The sequence below is a fragment of the Pseudomonas sp. NFX1 genome (assembly GCF_051123555.1).
Classification (GTDB): Bacteria; Pseudomonadota; Gammaproteobacteria; order Pseudomonadales; family Pseudomonadaceae; genus Aquipseudomonas; species Aquipseudomonas capeferrum.
Window position 1 is genome coordinate 1022348 of sequence record NZ_CP169366.1, and the last position, 16882, is coordinate 1039229.

The 16882-nt window shown below is 63.3% G+C and carries 15 protein-coding genes; 5 read left to right on the forward strand and 10 right to left on the reverse strand.

Annotation, left to right across the window (positions count from 1 at the left end):
• The first annotated feature begins 113 nt into the window (after positions 1 to 113).
• Both DJ563_RS04525 and DJ563_RS04530 read left to right on the forward strand, forming a co-directional pair.
• Positions 114 to 968, forward strand: a complete 855-nt coding sequence (locus DJ563_RS04525; protein WP_274098931.1) for a helix-turn-helix transcriptional regulator — start codon at positions 114 to 116, stop codon at positions 966 to 968.
• A gap of 73 nt (positions 969 to 1041) precedes the next feature.
• Positions 1042 to 1488: a GNAT family N-acetyltransferase gene (locus DJ563_RS04530; RefSeq protein ID WP_274098932.1), complete on the forward strand. Its 447-nt coding sequence runs from the start codon at positions 1042 to 1044 to the stop codon at positions 1486 to 1488.
• Here the strand turns inward: DJ563_RS04530 and DJ563_RS04535 are convergent, their stop codons facing one another.
• On the reverse strand, positions 1489 to 3309 hold the full coding sequence (locus DJ563_RS04535; RefSeq protein ID WP_274098933.1) for a DAHL domain-containing protein: 1821 nt from the start codon (positions 3307 to 3309) through the stop codon (positions 1489 to 1491).
• Entirely contained in the window at positions 3306 to 4271 is a 966-nt protein-coding gene (locus tag DJ563_RS04540) for a cytochrome-c peroxidase (RefSeq protein WP_274098934.1), read from the reverse strand. The genes DJ563_RS04535 and DJ563_RS04540 overlap by 4 nt, the downstream gene beginning before the upstream one ends.
• A 137-nt stretch (positions 4272 to 4408) precedes the next feature.
• Here DJ563_RS04540 and DJ563_RS04545 point away from each other — a divergent pair, with 137 nt between their 5' ends.
• Complete coding sequence (locus tag DJ563_RS04545; protein WP_434518904.1) at positions 4409 to 5761, forward strand: HD domain-containing phosphohydrolase; 1353 nt, start codon at positions 4409 to 4411, stop codon at positions 5759 to 5761.
• A 32-nt stretch (positions 5762 to 5793) separates the two neighbouring features.
• On the opposite strand, the gene DJ563_RS04550 is transcribed toward DJ563_RS04545, so the two are convergent.
• From DJ563_RS04550 to DJ563_RS04575, 6 genes are read right to left on the reverse strand one after another with little or no spacing between them, the layout of a single operon-like run.
• Positions 5794 to 6165 carry a RidA family protein gene (locus DJ563_RS04550; protein WP_434518905.1) on the reverse strand — a complete coding sequence of 124 codons (372 nt, stop codon included), beginning with the start codon at positions 6163 to 6165 and terminating at the stop codon, positions 5794 to 5796.
• A 27-nt stretch (positions 6166 to 6192) separates the two neighbouring features.
• Complete coding sequence (locus DJ563_RS04555) at positions 6193 to 6885, reverse strand: DUF3726 domain-containing protein (protein WP_434518906.1); 693 nt, start codon at positions 6883 to 6885, stop codon at positions 6193 to 6195.
• A 2-nt stretch (positions 6886 to 6887) separates the two neighbouring features.
• Positions 6888 to 8582 carry a hypothetical protein gene (locus tag DJ563_RS04560; RefSeq protein ID WP_434518907.1) on the reverse strand — a complete coding sequence of 565 codons (1695 nt, stop codon included), beginning with the start codon at positions 8580 to 8582 and terminating at the stop codon, positions 6888 to 6890.
• Between the two features lie 27 nt (positions 8583 to 8609).
• The gene (locus DJ563_RS04565) at positions 8610 to 10160 is read right to left on the reverse strand and encodes a BCCT family transporter (protein WP_434518908.1); all 1551 of its coding nucleotides are present in this window, start codon (positions 10158 to 10160) and stop codon (positions 8610 to 8612) included.
• A 55-nt stretch (positions 10161 to 10215) separates the two neighbouring features.
• Positions 10216 to 11202 (reverse strand): dipeptidase, encoded by a 987-nt coding sequence (locus DJ563_RS04570; protein ID WP_274098938.1) that lies wholly within the window; start codon positions 11200 to 11202, stop codon positions 10216 to 10218.
• Positions 11203 to 11215: 13 nt separating this feature from the next.
• The gene (locus DJ563_RS04575; RefSeq protein WP_434518909.1) at positions 11216 to 12658 is read right to left on the reverse strand and encodes an aldehyde dehydrogenase family protein; all 1443 of its coding nucleotides are present in this window, start codon (positions 12656 to 12658) and stop codon (positions 11216 to 11218) included.
• A gap of 95 nt (positions 12659 to 12753) precedes the next feature.
• Between DJ563_RS04575 and DJ563_RS04580 the strand changes: the two genes are divergently transcribed.
• Positions 12754 to 13635 carry a LysR family transcriptional regulator gene (locus tag DJ563_RS04580; protein WP_274098940.1) on the forward strand — a complete coding sequence of 294 codons (882 nt, stop codon included), beginning with the start codon at positions 12754 to 12756 and terminating at the stop codon, positions 13633 to 13635.
• 33 nt (positions 13636 to 13668) lie between these two features.
• Here the strand turns inward: DJ563_RS04580 and DJ563_RS04585 are convergent, their stop codons facing one another.
• Positions 13669 to 14493 carry an aldo/keto reductase gene (locus tag DJ563_RS04585; RefSeq protein ID WP_033697288.1) on the reverse strand — a complete coding sequence of 275 codons (825 nt, stop codon included), beginning with the start codon at positions 14491 to 14493 and terminating at the stop codon, positions 13669 to 13671.
• Positions 14494 to 14740: 247 nt separating this feature from the next.
• Between DJ563_RS04585 and DJ563_RS04590 the strand changes: the two genes are divergently transcribed.
• Positions 14741 to 15619 carry a DMT family transporter gene (locus tag DJ563_RS04590; RefSeq protein ID WP_033697289.1) on the forward strand — a complete coding sequence of 293 codons (879 nt, stop codon included), beginning with the start codon at positions 14741 to 14743 and terminating at the stop codon, positions 15617 to 15619.
• A gap of 12 nt (positions 15620 to 15631) precedes the next feature.
• Here DJ563_RS04590 and DJ563_RS04595 read toward each other — a convergent pair whose 3' ends face one another.
• On the reverse strand, positions 15632 to 16537 hold the full coding sequence (locus DJ563_RS04595; RefSeq protein ID WP_274098941.1) for a LysR family transcriptional regulator: 906 nt from the start codon (positions 16535 to 16537) through the stop codon (positions 15632 to 15634).
• Positions 16538 to 16882: the final 345 nt, after the last annotated feature.

A 16882-nucleotide genomic window follows, 5' to 3' on the forward strand; every position in this document is an offset into this window, starting at 1 on the left:
GCGGCGCTTCAGCGGTACACGTCAGTACCTCGGCACTTTCGGTACTTTTAGCAACTCACGGCACGCGCGGTGGTAAGCTCTACGCACCTTCAAGCGGGCAGCGTTGAGCCACTGTGCAGCACATTCCGAAACTGGTTACCCCTGATGATCCCACCTCGCTGGGCGAAACCACGCTCGCCGAAGGGGTAGGCATCCCGTTGTCTTTCGGCCATGCCTACATAACCTTGCTGGTTTGCCTGTCCGGGCGTGCCCGTTTCACATTCAACTTCAAGGAACAGGCGGTCAGGCGCGGCGATGTGATGGTGCTGGCCGAGGACACGATCGCCTTGCTCAAGCGTCGATCACGCAACTTCAGGGTGTTTTTTTGCCTGATGCCCAAAGGCTTCGCAGCGGAGGTGGCTTACCCACTGCCCAACCCCTTGTTCGTCTTCTTGCATGACCAGCCTCATTGCGTTCCAGCCCAGGGCGAAAGGCCGCTGATCGAGGGGTGGCTGGCGCAGATGCGCGATATTGCGCGGTGCTGCCCGACGTACCGGCACATCATGCTGCGAAATCAGTTGCAAAACCTGTTTCTGAAAATGGCCGAGCAGCTACCGGCCCATTACCAGGGCGGCAGGCAATTCAGTCGCCAGGAAACACTCAGTTGGCGTTTCTGGGAATTGGTAGGCAAACACTGCAGTCGCCACCGAGAGGTGAAGTTCTATGCCGAGGCACTCAACATCACGCCGTTCTATCTGTCGCAACTGAGCAAGACGTTTTTCAACGACACCCCCAAGGGCCTGATTGACCGCCAGGTGACCTTGGAGATCAAAGCCCTGCTGTCATACAGCACTCTGGCAATTGGCCAGATAGCGGACACACTGAACTTCGCCGACGCGTCCTACTTGTGCCGTTATTTCAAACGCCAGGCCGGGGTTTCGTTGTCCCACTACCGCAGGCACGTACATGAGGCCAACGGCCAAGGTTGAGCCACAGGCAAGGCGTGCGCCGCACCCGTGAATGTGTGCATTATCCGGCTTCGACAAGACAAGGACGACAACCGTGCAAGTACGCCAGCTGACCCACGATGATCTGCCCCACGCCAGCGCCCTGTGCCTGGATGCATTCACCCAGGCCGTTGCCCCCTCGCTGTCGGCACAGGGGGTGGAAACCTTCGCCAAGGTAGCTGCGGCGCAGGCATTTGCCGAGCGCATGGCCGGCGACAACCTGATGCTGGTCTGTGTCGCAGAGGGGGTGATCAGCGGGCTGATCGAGCTCAAGCAAGGGCGCCACGTGGCGATGCTGTTTGTCGCGCCGAGTTGGCAGCGCCGCGGCGTCGGCACACGCCTGATGAACGCCGCGTTGGAGCAGGCGAGGGAGGCGGTAGTGACGGTCAGCGCATCGTTGAGCTCGGTGGCCGCCTACCAACGCTACGGATTCGCACTGGCAGGGGATGTAGGCGAGATCGCCGGGCTGGTCTATCAGCCGATGGAGAAGCACCTGCCTTGATCAGCGCGTGGCCGCTTGTGCCTGGCGCACCGGCAGTTCGACCCTGAACGTGGTGCCTACGCCGACCTCGCTGTGCACATGGATCTCGCCGCAGTGGCGCTTGATGATGCCGTACGACAGCGACAACCCCAACCCGGTGCCTTGGCCGACCGGCTTGGTGGTGTAGAAGGGGTCGAAGATCTTCTGCAAGCTCTGTGCAGGAATGCCGCAGCCGTTGTCGGCCACTTCGATCCACACCTTGTCGTCGTTGGCGCAACCGGTGCGCACGGTGATGGTGCCGCGCTCGGTGCCCATGGCGTGGGCGGCATTGACCACCAGGTTCATGATCACCTGGTTGATTTGTGACGGCAGGCACTCGACCTCTGGCAGCACACTGTATTGCTTGACCAGGTCAGCCTTGTACTTGAGCTCGCTGGCCGCGATGTTCAGGGTCGAGTCGATGCCCTGGTGCAAGTTGGCCCATTGCCAATCCTGGCTGCTGTCCACCCGCGAAAAGTCTTTGAGGTCCCTGACGATCTGCCCGACGCGGCTGATGCCATCCTTCGACTCGCTGATCAGCAGCGGAATATCGTCGAGGATGTATGCCAACTCCATTTCACTGCGCAGTTTCACCAAACTTGCCTGCAGCGTCGCCGGGCCGATGGCTGGCTCTGCGTCAAGGTAGGCCTTGAGCATGTCCTGCAAGCGGGCGAAGTAGCTGTCCAGCGCCCCCAGGTTGGAGGCGACGAAGCCGATCGGGTTGTTGACCTCATGGGCGATGCCCGCCGCCAGTTGGCCAAGGGAGGCGAGTTTTTCTGATTGCACCAGCTGGCTTTCGAGGAGTTTGCGTTCATCGATCTCGCGCTGCAGCGCCGCGCTGGCCTGGGTCAGTGCCTGGGTGCGGCGCGCGACCCGCTGTTCCAGTTCATCGTTGGCGACTACAAGGGCGCGGTTGACCCGGTTTATCTCGCCGAAGCTGCGCAACAGCCACACCGCCATGTACAGCAACAGCAAGACCAACAGGGTAGAGAACACCAGCAGGTAGAAGTGGTAGCGCTGATTGACCAGCAGCGCCGCGCGTTCGTCGCGGTCGAGCATCATGGCAATGGCATCCAGGTGCGCGGCGACCGGCACGGCGCCGATCTGCTCAAGCAATTGATTGACCTTGGGTTGCTCGCGCAGGATCAACGCAATGTGGTTGCTGAGGGTGTCGATGGGCGCATGAAACTCCAGCGGCAGGCGCTCTTTGTTGACCGCCAGCTTGTTCAGGCCTACGAGGATGTCGGCCGCCTTGTCATCCGTGGTCATCTGGGCGAACTCAAGGCTGCTGAGCATCAGGTCGTAGGTGTCGGTAGAAATGTTGTGCAAGCGCAGTGCGTCGGCATCGGCCAACTGCCCCAATTGTGCCTGGATACCGTCGGCGGCAGCGGGCAGAAACGCCAGGGAGTTGCGCAGCACGGCGTTATGCGACTTGAAGCGCTCGACGTACTTTGCTTTTTCCTCGAACGCCTGCTGGTAGTCGGCGTAAGCCTGGCGCCATGCCGGGGAGTCACCGTGCTGGTTGCGGGTTTCAATGCGTTCGAAAGCCCACCACAGGCGCTTCATCTCGACCACTGGCCAGACCAAGGGGTCGTAGTTGTAGTTGATGCTGGTGCGGGCCTTGAGTATTTCGTTTTCCCATTGCGAGTCGTTTTGCTTGATCTGCCGGATCAGGTCACGGGCCTGGGTGTAGGTACCGCTCTCGTCGGCCTTGGACATCAGGTACAGGTAGACCAGCACCGAGGCCAGCAACGCGGCACTGGTGGCCAACAACAGCAAGCTGCGGCGGCGGGTCAACCTCATAGGGGTTTTCCCTCCCATTCACCGGTCAGGGTCTTGAGAAACTGAATGATCAGCGCTTTGTCGTCGGCGCTTGGCGTGCGCCCCAGTTGGTAGCGGAACATGACGTCCACCGCCGCTTCCAGGGTCGGCGCCGAACCATCGTGAAAGTACGGGGCGGTGACCGCGACATTGCGCAGGCTGGGCACCTTGAACACATGCCGGTCTTCTTCATCGCCCGTGACGTTGAAGCGCCCCAGGTCGGCAGGCGTGGGGTTGCCGCGGTCGGCGAAATAATCGCCCAGCACGCCGAACTTCTGCAGCATGTTGCCGCCGATATTGACGCCTTGGTGGCAGGCAATGCAGCCGTATTCCTGAAACCGCGCGTAGCCGTATTTTTCGTCCTTGCTGAGGATCTCGGTGTCGCCCTGCAGGTAGCGGTCAAAGCGTGAACCCGGGGTCAACAGCGTGCGTTGAAAGGTGGCCAGCGCGTCCTGAAGGGTGTGTTCATCCACCGCCTTGCCATAAGCCTTGGCAAACCCTGCGCGGTAGCTTGGGTCTGCGGCGACGCGCTGCACAACCACTTGCCAGTCGCTGCCCATTTCGCCTTGGCGCTGGACCACCAGGTGGGCCTGCTCTTCGAGGGTTTGCGCACGGCCATCCCAGAACTGGCGAAAGTTCAGGCTGGTGTTGAACACGCTGGGGGTATTGACCGGCAAGGGCTTGCCATCGACGCCGAGCGAGCGCACCTGGCCGTCGGCGCCCCCCTGGTCAAGCCGGTGGCAACTGGCACAGGCCAGGCTGGCGTTGCTCGACAAGCGCGGGTCATTGAACAGTTTGCGGCCCAGTTCGACCCGCTCAGGCGCTAATGCAGGCACCGCGGGCAATGGGGTGAGGGGGCCGCCAATGGCCTGTGCCAAGCCAATCGAAGGCACCAGGAGCAACAGCACGGCCGCGCACGTGCGAAACGGCGGGTGGATAGGCATCGGGCAACCCTCCCTGGTGACAACGCGCTATGCCGCTGAGAATAGTCAGTGCCGTGCGCCAGCGCTAACCGGCGGGGCAAATGTCATCTAGCCTGTGATCAAGGACCCGTTTGATTACCCGGTGCACGGAGGGGACCATGGAACAACCGGTAATGGATGATGTGGCCGACAGCGCTTCTGAGAAAGCCGTCGTGCTGCTGGTCGATGACGAGGCCTCGATTCTCAACAGCCTGCGCCGCCTGTTGCGCGGCCAGCCCTATGACGTGTTGCTGGCCGAAAGCGGCGCTCAGGCCCTTGAACTGCTTGAACAGCACCCCATCAACCTGGTGATCAGCGATGCCCGCATGCCCGGCATGGACGGCGCGACCTTGCTGGCGCAGGTGCACCAGCGCTTTCCCGGCACCTTGCGCATCCTGCTGACCGGTTATGCCGACATGGCCACGATCACCAAGGCGATCAATGACGGCCAGATTCACCGCTACATCAGCAAACCCTGGAATGACCAAGAGATGCTGGTGACCGTGCGCCAGGCCTTGGCCTTGCAGCACTCGGAAAGCGAGCGACGGCGCCTGGAGGCGCTGACCCAGGCACAGAACCAGCAGTTGAAGGTGCTCAATGCCAGCCTCGAACAGCGTGTCGCGGCGCGCACCGCCGAGCTGCAGCAAACGGCCGACATGCTCGACCTTGCCTACGAAGAGCTCAAGCACAGTTACGTCACCGGCACCGAGGTGTTCTCGCTGCTGGCCAACCTGCGCCTGCCCAAGCCCAAGCAGACCAACCGCCAGGTCATCGAACTGATTCGTGTGTACTGCACCCGCCATGGCCTGGATGAGGCCAGCCGCCGCGACCTGACCATGGCTGCCGCCCTGTACAACATCGGCAAGATGAGCTGGACCGACAGCATGCTGACCTGCCCGGTAGACCTGCTGCCGCATACCGAGCGCGACCTGTACCGGTCGTACCCGAAACAGAGCGAATCGCTGGTGATGACCCTGGAGCCGATGAAAGAAGCGGCGCAACTGATCTTGCACCATCAGGAACGTTGGGATGGCAGCGGCTTCCCCGACCATCTCAAGGGCGAGGCCATCCCCCTTGGGGCACGCTGGTTGAAGCTGGCGGTGGACTTCATCGAGTTGCAACGCGGCCTGGTGCTGGAGCGGCAGATGAACAGCGATGAGGCCTTGATGTACATCCGCAAATACGCAGGCAAGCTGTATGACCCGGCGCTTGTGGAAGACTTTGTAAACGTCTGCGCGGAGTTTCTCAGCGATGTGACCCTGGCCGACCCGACGGTGCAGGCCCTCGGTACCCGCGACCTGGCCGCCGGTATGGTCCTGGTGCGCAATCTGAATGCGGACAACGGCATGCTCTTGCTCAATGCTGGCAAGGTGCTGAGTACGGCGTTGGTGGAAAAGCTGATTGCCTTCGAGCAGATGGAGGGGGGCAAGTACAGCGTGTTCGTTCGCGTCCCTGAGGGGGCTGTGACTTGAGCCCCGGTATCGAAGCCTCCTAACCTGACGCCTTAGACGCAGGCATACACCACCAGCTCCACCAGCATTTCCTCACGCGCCAACCCCGCCACCACGACCGCTGCCCGGTTAGGGTAGGGCGGCTGGAAATACTCGGCATACAGGCTGTTGACCGTTGCCAGGTAGCTACGGTCGGTAACGTAGATAAGCACCTGGGTCACGGCGTCCAGTGACGCGCCCGCAGCCTCCAGGGTGTGGCGCAGGTTGTCGAGGGTCTGGCGAGTCTGCGCCTCGATGCCACCGGCGACCACCTGGCCCTGGGCGGCGATGGGGATTTGTGCCGTGTACAGCGTGCCGTTACCCACCACCGCCCATTCCAGTGGCGCTTTGGAGGCATACAGATCAGTCTTGATGGCATGTTTCATGGGTAATTCCTTGAGTGTTCGAAGTGCTCAGTCGGCATCGCTACCGCCACCTGCGCCATGCTGACGCGAGGCATCGGTGCTCTCGACCAGGATCTGCTCGGCAAGCTGCTTGAGACGCTGCCAGGTGTGCGCTTGCACCGTGAACCCCTGGCTGACCGGGGCATGGGGGGCAACCGGGTGGGGCGTGTGCAGGGGGCGATCGAACAGCACCGTGATGCTCTGGTCGATTGCCGCACTGGCGCAAGGCTGGTCGTCGCTGAGCAGTTGCGGGCGGGTGGCACCCGCAGCGAAGAACACCGCGTGCTGCTGGCGCGCATCGCCCCAACGCGCCTGTACCTCAAGGCCCAGCTCCGCGGCCCGGCTCAGGTAGCCCATCAATAACAGGCGGTTGTGGCAGTGCTGGATGCGCAGTACGCCGTGGCCAACCTGCAACGCTTTGTCCATGGCCAGCTCCACCACGGTCGCCGCGCAGCGCAGCACGCTCTGGCCGTGGCAGTCGATCACCAGCAGGGCGCTGTCTTCCAGGCACAGGGTGTAGGGCTGGGCTGCTTCGTGGTGCAGGTAGTCCAGGGCCTTTTCCAGCGTGCCCAAGCCGTCCAGCCCTTGAAGGTGCAGCCAGCCGACCAGCTCGGCGGCGTCCTCGCAGTCGCCGGCGGCAAAGCCCATGCCTTCGAAGGCCTTGCGGCACATCACCTGGATTTCGTTGAGTGACACGCGCATGGTCAAAGGCCTCCGTGCGGCATGACGGCGAAATTCCAGTCGTCGTCGAACGGCTGGCCTATTTCGCTGACCAGGGGCGCGCCCTGGAACAGCGTAATACGCACCCAACGGCTTGATTTGGGGTCGAACTTGCCGGCGCCGAAAAACGCCAGTTTGCAGCGCAGCAGGTGGATGGGCAGCATGTCGCTGGCCAGCAGGTTGGCGCGTATTTCGCCATAGGCACTCTGCGCCATGCCTTGCAGGCGACGCACCGTGCCTTTGAACCCCGGCTGGGCGATCAGGAAATGTGCCGTCAGTGCCTGCGGTTGTGCGCGCAGGTGTGCGTGCAGGGCGCGGTGGCAACGCTGGATATTGCGCGCGATGCCCAGTTGCATTTCTTTCTCGGCGCCAGGTTCTTCACTGCGCATGCCCAGGCGTGGCTCTTCCTTTTCGGCTGAGCGGTACCAGAAGAAGTGCTCGGCCTCGACGTTGTCAAAGTCGTAGGCCAAGGCCCAGGCATAGTGCGTTTCGATAAGCTCGCGCAACTGCCCGAGCGGCATCTGTGCATCCAGGCGCCACCCTTCGACGACCCCCATCTGCTCGGCCAATGGCGCTACCTGTTCGGGGTAAAGCTCCAGCAGTACGCTCACCAGCAGTTCCTGGCAGCCCAGCCCCGCGTGTGCCTCGCCCCAGGCCTGCACGCGTTGCCACAGCCCTTCGCTGCAAGGCTGGCAGGCGAGCCAGTCGGCCAGTTGAGCCAGCTCGACGAGGGTCTGTTGGTCCTGTTGATGTTGGCGCTGATCTTCGGTGCGGGTCTGCTGCAGATGCTCACGGGCACGTGCCAGCAGGTTGTGCAGGCGGGCCAGCGTGGCCGGCGCAGGTGTTTGAGCCAGTACCCGCGCCAAGGCGGTTTCCCGCGTGTGGACCCAGCGCTCGACCAGTTGCGGGTGGTTGATCAGGAACGGCGCCATGCCCAGCCCGGTGGCGTTGCCCACCCCCAGGTAACGTTGCAGCGCTACATCCAGGGGGGCTGCGCGATGCGGATTGAGCGCACGGGCCATGTGCTCGATCTGCTCGATGCTGAAATGGCGCAACAGGTACACCGTGAACATCTGTGCGCTGAACGGCTGGTTGAAGTCTGCGTTGCCTTGCAGGCAGGCGAAGTCGGCGATGCCGAACTTGCCATTGCCGTACACGGCGGTGGTGCGATAAAGGTAGCCGACTTCGGCCAGTTGCTGCGCGGCAGGCTGGTGACCTTCGGCCAACGCCGCGAGGAAGCGGTCGAAGTTGCGCAGGCTGCGGTTGGCACGTGACAGCACCAGTACGCGGGCGTCGAAGCGGCCGGCTTCCTGCAAGGGCACGTTGCGCTGCAGGTCGGCCAATTGCGCGTCATCGACATCGCCGGCAACCAGCACGAAGGTCACGTCCCATTGGTCGGCGATCACCCGGTCGCTGCGCTTTTCCGGGGGCAGGTAAGCCGAGAAGAGCACGCAATGGTAATGGGCGTGCGGCGTGTCGATCCGGTAGATGGCGGTACCGAAGCCCTGGTGGTCGAGGTCGAAGCGCCAGCGTCGGATTTGCCAGCGCTGCGTCATCATCCGCCGCATGCTGCTGCGCACGAAGCTCAAGGGGCTTTGGAAGTGGCTGCCGAGGCGGGCCAGGTCCATGACCTGGCTGGCCGGGCGCAGTGGGGCGGTTGCAAACACGGGGTTGGACATTGTTGTTGTACCTGCATGCTTCATGGTTCAGACGCCTTGTTCGCGGGCCATGTGGCGGGCGATACGCACCGCATCCCACAACGCTGGCAGGATCACCAGCGACACCGGCACCGCAGTAATGACGATAAAGGACTGCAAGGCCGTCACCCCGCCCGCGCCAATCGTGATCAGCACCACCGCCGCCAGGCCCATGCCGATGGCCCAGAAGCCGCACAGCCACTTCTTCGGTTTATCGTTGCTGGACATCGCCAGGGCCACGGTGAAGGCCATGGCATCACCGTTGGTAGCCACCGAGATGAAGCTCAGGAACAGAAACAGCGCACTGATCAGGCCGCCCAGCGGCAAGTTCTGCGTCACCCACAGCAGCAAGTCTTCCGGCTGGGTGCCATGGGCGGTGACGATGCCCGGTGTCTGCAGTTCCAGGCCGATGCCGGTGCCACCCACCACGGTGAACCAGAACATGGTCACCAGCGGGGCGATGATCGACAGCGTCATGATGATCTCGCGGATGGTGCGCCCGCGCGAGATTCGGGCGACGTACAGCGCGACCATCGGTGCATAGCCGATGAACCAGCCCCAGTAGAACACCGTCCACCAGTCCAGCCATTTCGGGTCGGCGCGAAACAGGGTCATGGGGATGAAGTTTTCCACGTGCAGGGCGAATGCTGCCGGGAAGCCGCCGAGGATGAACAGGGTCGGCCCGAACACCACCATGAACAGCGCCAGGCCGATCATCAGCCAGACATTGATCTCGCTGACGAAACGAATGCCCTTGAGCCCCACCAGGCACGATACGGTGTACATCAGTGTGACCAGGACGATGGTCAATGACTGGGTGAGAATGCCGTTGGGCACACCCCATACGGCGTGCAGGGCGCTGCTGATCTGCAGCCCGAGGAAGCCGATCGGGCCAATGGTGCCGGCGACCACGGCAATGATCGAGGTAGCGTCGGCCAGGGTACCGATCGGGCCTTTCAACGCACGTTCGCCGAACAGGGGGTAGAGCAGGGTACGTGGCGCCAGTGGCAGGCCCTTGTCGTAGTGCAGGTGCATCAGCACGATCGCCAACAGGCTGCCGAGCACGGCCCAGGCCAGGAAGCCCCAGTGCACGAAGGACTGCGCCAGTGCTGCGGTTGCTGCGGCTGCGCTGTGCGGTTGTACGCCGGCGAACAAGGGCGGCGGGCTGGCGAAGTGCATCAGCGGTTCGGCGGCGGCCCAGAAGGCACCGCCACCTGCCAGCAGCGCACACATGATCACCGCAATCCAGTTGAAGGTGCTGATGTCCGGGCGCTGAGCCACACCGCCCAGGCGCACCCGCCCGCAGCGGGAGAAACCAATGCCAAGGCTGACCGCGAAGGTCGCCAGCATCAGCACCTGCCAGTACAGGCCGAAGAACTTGGTCGACCAGGCGAACAGCGTGTTGACCAACGCCGACACCGCATCGATGTCGACCAGCGCCGCAATCAGGAATGCGCCAAGAAAGCCGCCGCTGATCAGGAACAGCGGCCAGTCGATGTCCCGTGCCAGTGGCAGGCGCATGGCCTGGCCTTCGGCCGGCAGGGTGGTGGGGTTTTTCATGATGCCTCCGGAACCTGCGATTGTTGTTATTGTTGATGCTGTCCGTGCGTAGGGCTCAAGCTGGCGCCGGGGTGGCGGTCTCCAGCAGGCGCAACCAGTTCAGCCCCATGATCTTGCCTACCTCGCCTTCGGCAAAGCCCCTGGCACGCAGGCCCCGGGCAATGTTGGGGAAGTCGCGGCTGTCACGGAACCACTGCAGGGGCGCCGGCCAGTTGGCGTTGTCCTTGGAACCCTCGCCGTAGTCCTTGTCCTTGCTCCAACGGCCGTTGCGCATCCACTCCAGCACCGCCAGTGGTTGTGCCTGGCACAGGTCGGTGCCGATGCCGATATGGTCCACACCCATCAGGTCGGCGGTGCGCGCGACCATGTCGCAGAAGCTTTCCAGGCTGCAGTCCGAAGCACCCTTGAGGTGGAACGGGTAGGTGCTGAAGCCCAGCAGGCCGCCGGATTCGGCGATACCACGCAGCACGGCGTCAGACTTGTTGCGCTTGGCCGCATGGAAGCTCGACGGGTTGGCGTGGGAGATGATCACCGGTCGGCTGGACAGCTCGATGGCCTGCAGGGTGCTGCGTTCGGCACTGTGCGACATGTCGATCAGCATGCCGACCCGGTTCATCTCGGCGATTACCTGGCGGCCGAAGCGGCTGATGCCGTTGTCCTCGTGCTCGTAGCAACCACTGGCCAACAGGCTTTGGTTGTTGTAGGTGAGCTGCATGACGAACACGCCGAGCTGCCGGAACACCTCTACCAACGCAATGTCGTCCTCGATCGGCGAGCAGTTCTGGAAGCCGAAGAAGATGCCTACCCGGCCTTCCTGCTGGGCCAGGCGGATATCGCTTGCCGAGCGCACCGGGCGGATCAGCTCGGGCCAGGTTTCGAAGCGGCGGTTCCACTCGCCCAGCCGTGACAGGGTTTCACGGGCATTTTCGTGATAGGCAATGGTGGCGTGAACGGCGCTCAGGCCACCGGCCTGCATCTGCTGGAATATTTCCGGGCTCCAGTTGGAGTATTGCAGGCCGTCGATCATCAGGATGTCGTGCATGGTCCGTACTCCTTCAGGGCCGCAGGTAGGTGGTCTTGACCACGGTGTAGAAGTCGCGGGCGTACTGGCCTTGTTCGCGCGGGCCGAAACTTGAGGCTTTGCGGCCGCCGAACGGCACGTGGTAGTCGGTGCCGGCGGTCGGCAGGTTGACCATGACGCAGCCCGTCTGGGCGCGGCGCTTGAACGCGCTGGCGTGGCGCAGCGATTGGGTGATGATGCCAGCGGTGAGGCCGTACTCGGTGTCGTTCAGGGTCGCCAGGGCTTCATCAAAGCCGCTGACGCGGATCACGCAGGCGATCGGGCCGAATACTTCTTCACGGTTGATGCGCATGTCGTTGCGGCTGTCGATGAACAGCGCAGGGCGCATGTAGTAGCCGTCAGTTTCCAGGTGCAGGCGTTCGCCGCCTTCGATCAGGGTCGCGCCTTCGGCTTGGCCCAGGCGCAGGTACTCCAGGTTTTGCTCCAGCTGACGTGCTTCGGCCACCGGGCCGATCTGCGAGCCGGCGTGCAGGGCATGGCCAACCTTGAGCTCGCGCATGCGCAGGCGCAGGGCTTCGACGAAGCGGTCGTGGATACCGTCGCAGACGATCAACCGTGAAGAGGCTGTGCACTTCTGGCCAGTACCGAAGAAGGCGCCGTTGAGGGCGCAGTCCACAGCCACTTCAAGGTCGGCGTCATCCATCACCACCAGGGCATTCTTGCTGCCCATCTCCAGCTGGCAGCGCACCAGGTTGCCGGCGGTGGCCACGGCGACCCGGCGGCCTGTCTGCAGTGAGCCGGTGAAGGTCAGCGCATCGATGTCGGCGGATTGCACGAGGGTTTCGCCAACGCTGGCGCCGCTGCCCATGACCAGGTTGAAGGTGCCGACGGGCAGCTGCTGGCGGCTGATGATTTCGGTCAGTGCCCAGGCGCTGGCCGGCACCAGGTTGGCGGGTTTGAACACCACGGCATTGCCGAAGGCCAGGGCCGGGGCGATCTTCCAGGCGGCAGTGGCCATCGGGAAGTTCCAGGGGGTGATGATACCGACCACGCCCACCGGTTCACGGTGCACTTCGATGTCTACGCCCGCGCGCACCGACGCTGCAGTTTCGCCTATCTGGCGTAATACCTCGGCGGCGTAGTAATGGAAGAACTGACCACTGCGGTTGACCTCGCCGATGCCCTCGGCCAGCGGCTTGCCTTCTTCACGTGAGAGCAGTTCACCCAGCTCCTGCTTGCGGGCGATCAACTCATCGCCAATCGCCATCAGCGCTTGCTGGCGCGCCTCCAGGCCAATTGCCGCCCACTGTGGTTGTGCGGCACGGGCCGCCTGAATGGCCTGCAGGGTCTGCTCGGTGCTGGCTTGATGGTAGTCACCGATCAGGTCGCTGATGTCCGAGGGGTTGTGGTTGGCAAGGGTGGCCTGGCCTTCGCACCACTGGCCATCGATGAAGTTTTTGTAGGTGTTGTGTGACATGGATGAAAGCCTCTGTTTGCCTGGCGTTCATCTTGCGAGCAATATGGCCCAAATAAAAATTAATAAAAAAAATGCTTTGATAAGGAAAGCTAACCATGTTGCCCGAGCTGAAAATCACCCAGCTGCGCTACTTTGTGCTGGTCGCTGAACTCAAGAGTTTCCATGCCGCCGCACGCCAGGCCTGCCGCACCCAGCCGGCGATTTCACTGGCGGTGCGTGAGCTGGAGCAAAAGCTTGACCAGGCGCTGGTGGAGAAGGGCGGTGGTCGGGTCGAGTTGACGCCATTCGGCGAGCATTGCCTGCCCCTGTTTCGTGGCCTGCTGGAGCACCACGACCGCATCGCTCGGGAGGCCACCTTGCTGGCCCGGCACGAGATCGGCCAGGTCAGTATCGCTACCGTGCCATCGGTGGCCAGCCGCCTGCTGCCGGGGCCTTTGGCGCGCTTTGTGGCCGAGCACCCGAACGTACAGGTCAGCATCCAGGACGGCACCGCCGAAAGCGTTCAGCATCTGCTGGCACACGGGCAGGTGGATTTTGGTATCAGCAGCCTGTGGCTGAACGATGAGCAGATCGCCTTTGCGCCGATCATCCACGATCAGGTCGGGGTGGTGTGCCGGGCCGACCACCCCTTGGTACTGGCCGGTGCGACGCTGCACTGGTCACAGTTGCAGGGGCTGGCGATGATCCGCAACGGCACCTCGAGGTTGCTCGAGGGTACGGATGCCGAGCGCTTGCTCGCCCACAGCCGGCTGTTTGTCTCGAACATGATTTCGCTGATTGCGATGCTGGAGGAGGGCGTGGGTATCAGTACCCTGCCGTACCTGGCGTTCCCGCAGGAAAACGACAAGCTCGCATTCCTGCCCCTGGCGGCGCCGAAGGTAGAGCGGCAGATTGGCATGCTGACACGCAAAGGCCGCAGCCTGTCGCCGGCGGCGCAGGCTTTGCTTGGGTTCTTGCAGGCGCAGATGGCGCAGTAAGGTGCGCCCAACCGTACAGGCTGGGCGTTGGCCTTAGCTATTCCAGTCCGGTGCAAAATCGGGGCTTACCACGCGCTGATCCTTCGGCAAGCCTGCGATCAACGCCCGGTCTTCATCATCCAGCCGTACCTCCAGCGCCGCCAGGTTCGCCAATTGGTTTTCGCGGCTGCTGGCCTTGGGGATCACTGCGACGCCGTCCTGGTCGAGCAGCCACTGCAGCGCCACCTGGCTTGGCAGTACGCCGTGCTTGCGCGCAATCGACTGGATCACCGGTTGCTGCGCCGCCTGGCCGCGGGCTAGCGGGGTGTAGGCAGTGAGCAGCAGGTCATGGCTGCGGGCATAGTCGAGCAGCGGTTGCTGGTCGAGCAGCACGTGGTACTCCACCTGAATGGCCGACAACGGCGCGCCCAGCGTCTCGATCACCTGGCGCAGCAGGCCGAGGGGGAAATTGGCCACGCCGATGCTGCGCGCCTTGCCCTCGTCACGCAGCGCTACCAGGGTCTCGATGCTGCGGGCCAGGTCCCAGTCCTTGCCGGGCCAGTGGATATGAAACAGGTCTACCTGGTCGGTGCCCAGGGCGCGCAGGCTGTCTTCCAGTGACTGACGCATGGCCTTGGGTTCAAGGCGATCCCACCACACCTTGGTGGTCAGGTGGATCTGCTCGCGTGGCACGTCGCTGTCGCGCAGGGCTTGGCCCACGGCGGATTCATTGTCGTAGGCAGTGGCGGTGTCGATGTGCCGGTAGCCCAGTTCCAGGGCTTGGCGCACGGCGTGGGTGCACTCGGTGCCGGTCATCGGCCAGGTGCCCAGGCCGATGCAGGGCAGGTCCAGGCCGTTGTGAGTGGTGAGCCTTCGCATGACGATTCCTTGTAGTGGTTACAGAGTCCGTAACGGATGGTCTTCGATCAGCCCGGTGCGAACCATGCGCGGCAGGCGGAAAGTGGTCGATCAGCGAACGGAAATTGCTTTTGGCCTGGACAGGCGGCAATTGAACTTCCTTATGCTCGTGCATCTCTTCTAGAATTCCAGCTGTTACATCCGCCAGGCCAGCCCTGTGCGGCTTTCCCTGGGCGTTGCATCCAGCCGCGCCGCCGTCGAGAACGCCATGAGTTCCAGCACACCGCTGTCCGGAGTCAACCAACCACTGCGTGGCATCGCCCTGGTGGTGGTGGCGACGTTCCTGTTTGCCAGTCACGATGCCCTGTCAAAATTCCTCGGTGGCCTGTACCCGATCATCATGGTGGTATGGGCGCGCTATCTGGTGCACACCCTGCTGATGGCCGGGATCTTCCTGCCCAAGTCGGGCCTCAATGTGCTGCGCACCCGCCGCCCGCTGTTGCAGACCCTGCGTGCCCTGAGCCTGTTGAGCACCAGCCTGTTGTTCACTACCGGCCTGCAGTACTTGCCGCTGGCCGAAGCCACTGCGGTCAACTTCCTGGCGCCGGTGCTGGTCACGGCCTTGTCGGCCCCGCTGCTCAAGGAGCGGGTGACGGTGGGGCAGTGGGTGGCGGTGGTGATGGGCTTTATCGGCGTGCTGGTGGTGGTGCACCCCGGAGGCGCGATGTTCACGCCGGCGATTCTGTACCCCTTCGGCTCGGCGCTGGGCTTCTGCTTCTATCAACTGCTGACGCGGATTCTGGCCGCCCACGACAGCCCTACCACCAGCAACTTCTATGCAGGGCTGTGCAACACCCTGGCGATGAGTGCGCTGGTGCCGTTCTTCTGGGAGGTACCGCGTTGGGACCACGCGCTGTTGATGCTGGCGCTCGGCGGGTTCGGCATGACCGCCCACCTGCTGCTGACCCAGGCGTTTCGCCATGCCGCCCCCGCGCTGCTGGCGCCGTTCAGTTACTGCCAGATCGTGTTTGCCGGGCTGCTCGGGATGTTGTTCTACAGCCAGGTGCCGGACAGCCTGAGCCTGGTGGGCATCTCGATCATCTGCCTCAGTGGCTTGGGCGCCGCCTGGATGCAGCGGCGCAAGTGAAATTGCCCGTGTTCAGGGCAACGCCATGAACTGCAGGATACGCTCGCGCAGCCAGCGTTCGGCCGGGTCGTTGTCCTGGGCGCCACTCCAGACCATGGACAGCTCCGCTTCGGTGATCTCGAAGGGTGCCGGGTCGGCGCGCAGGCTGCCGTCATCGGCCAGGGCGCAGGCGGCGTAGTCCGGTACCGTGGCGATCAGCTCGGTGTTGCGCAGCAGGGCACGCAGGCTGCCGAACTGCGGCACGGCCAGCACCACCTTGCGGCAACGGCCGATGCGCGCCAGGTCGAGGTCGATATTGCCGCTCATGTCGCCAGAGAACGACACCATCACATGCGGCCGGGCGCAGTACTCATCGAGGGTCAGTGGCCCCGGGCGATCGTCGGCGCGCAGCACCCGTACGCCAATGTCGCGCAACTTGCGGCGCTTGGCGGTGGCGGGCAGGTCGGTGGTATAGCTCACCCCAACCGAAATCTCGCCGCTGGCCAGCAGCCCCGGCATCAACAGGAAGTTGGCCCGCCGCACCACCACGCTGATCTGTGGCGCCTCTTCGCGCAGGGCCTGGAGCAGGGCGGGGAACAGGCCGAACTCGGCATCGTCCGACAGCCCGAGGCGGAATACATTGCAGCTGTTGGCCGGGTCGAATGCCCGCGCGCGGCTGATGGCCGAGGAGATCACATCCATGGCCGGCCCCAGCTCGGTGAAAATCTGCATCGCCCGCGGCGTGGGCTCCATGGCCCGGCCATTGCGGATCAGCAGCGGGTCGTCGAACAGCTCGCGCAGGCGGGCGAGGGCGGCGCTGACGGTGGGCTGGGTGATGAACAGCTTTTCACCGACGCGGGTCAGGTTGCGTTCGATCATCAGGGCTTCGAACAGCACCAGCAGGTTCATGTCGACGCGGCGCAGGTCGTTGCGGTTCATGGGGCTTGGCTCACGTTGGCTGGAAGGTTCGCGGTGCATTGAAGCACGGCGCCGGCCCTTGTGCCTTGTATGGATGTGCCGGCCTTATGGCGGGTCGGATCGGCGCTGACAGAGCCAGCCTATTGCGCCGGAATACTGGCTCTATTAGAAGTCTGCCCAAGCTCGACTAGTCTTTCCTCTGGCCCTGCGAATTGCCCATGTGGGCGGCGTCTGAGCACCTGTATTCAAGACCCTGCCGCCATGGCGTGACAGCGTTGCAAGCCCCGTGTCGGCAAAAGGCCGACCCGACCTGATGAGGGGTAGGCACGAGCCTCAGTGCTCGGCTGATAGAACACCTGGCATAGA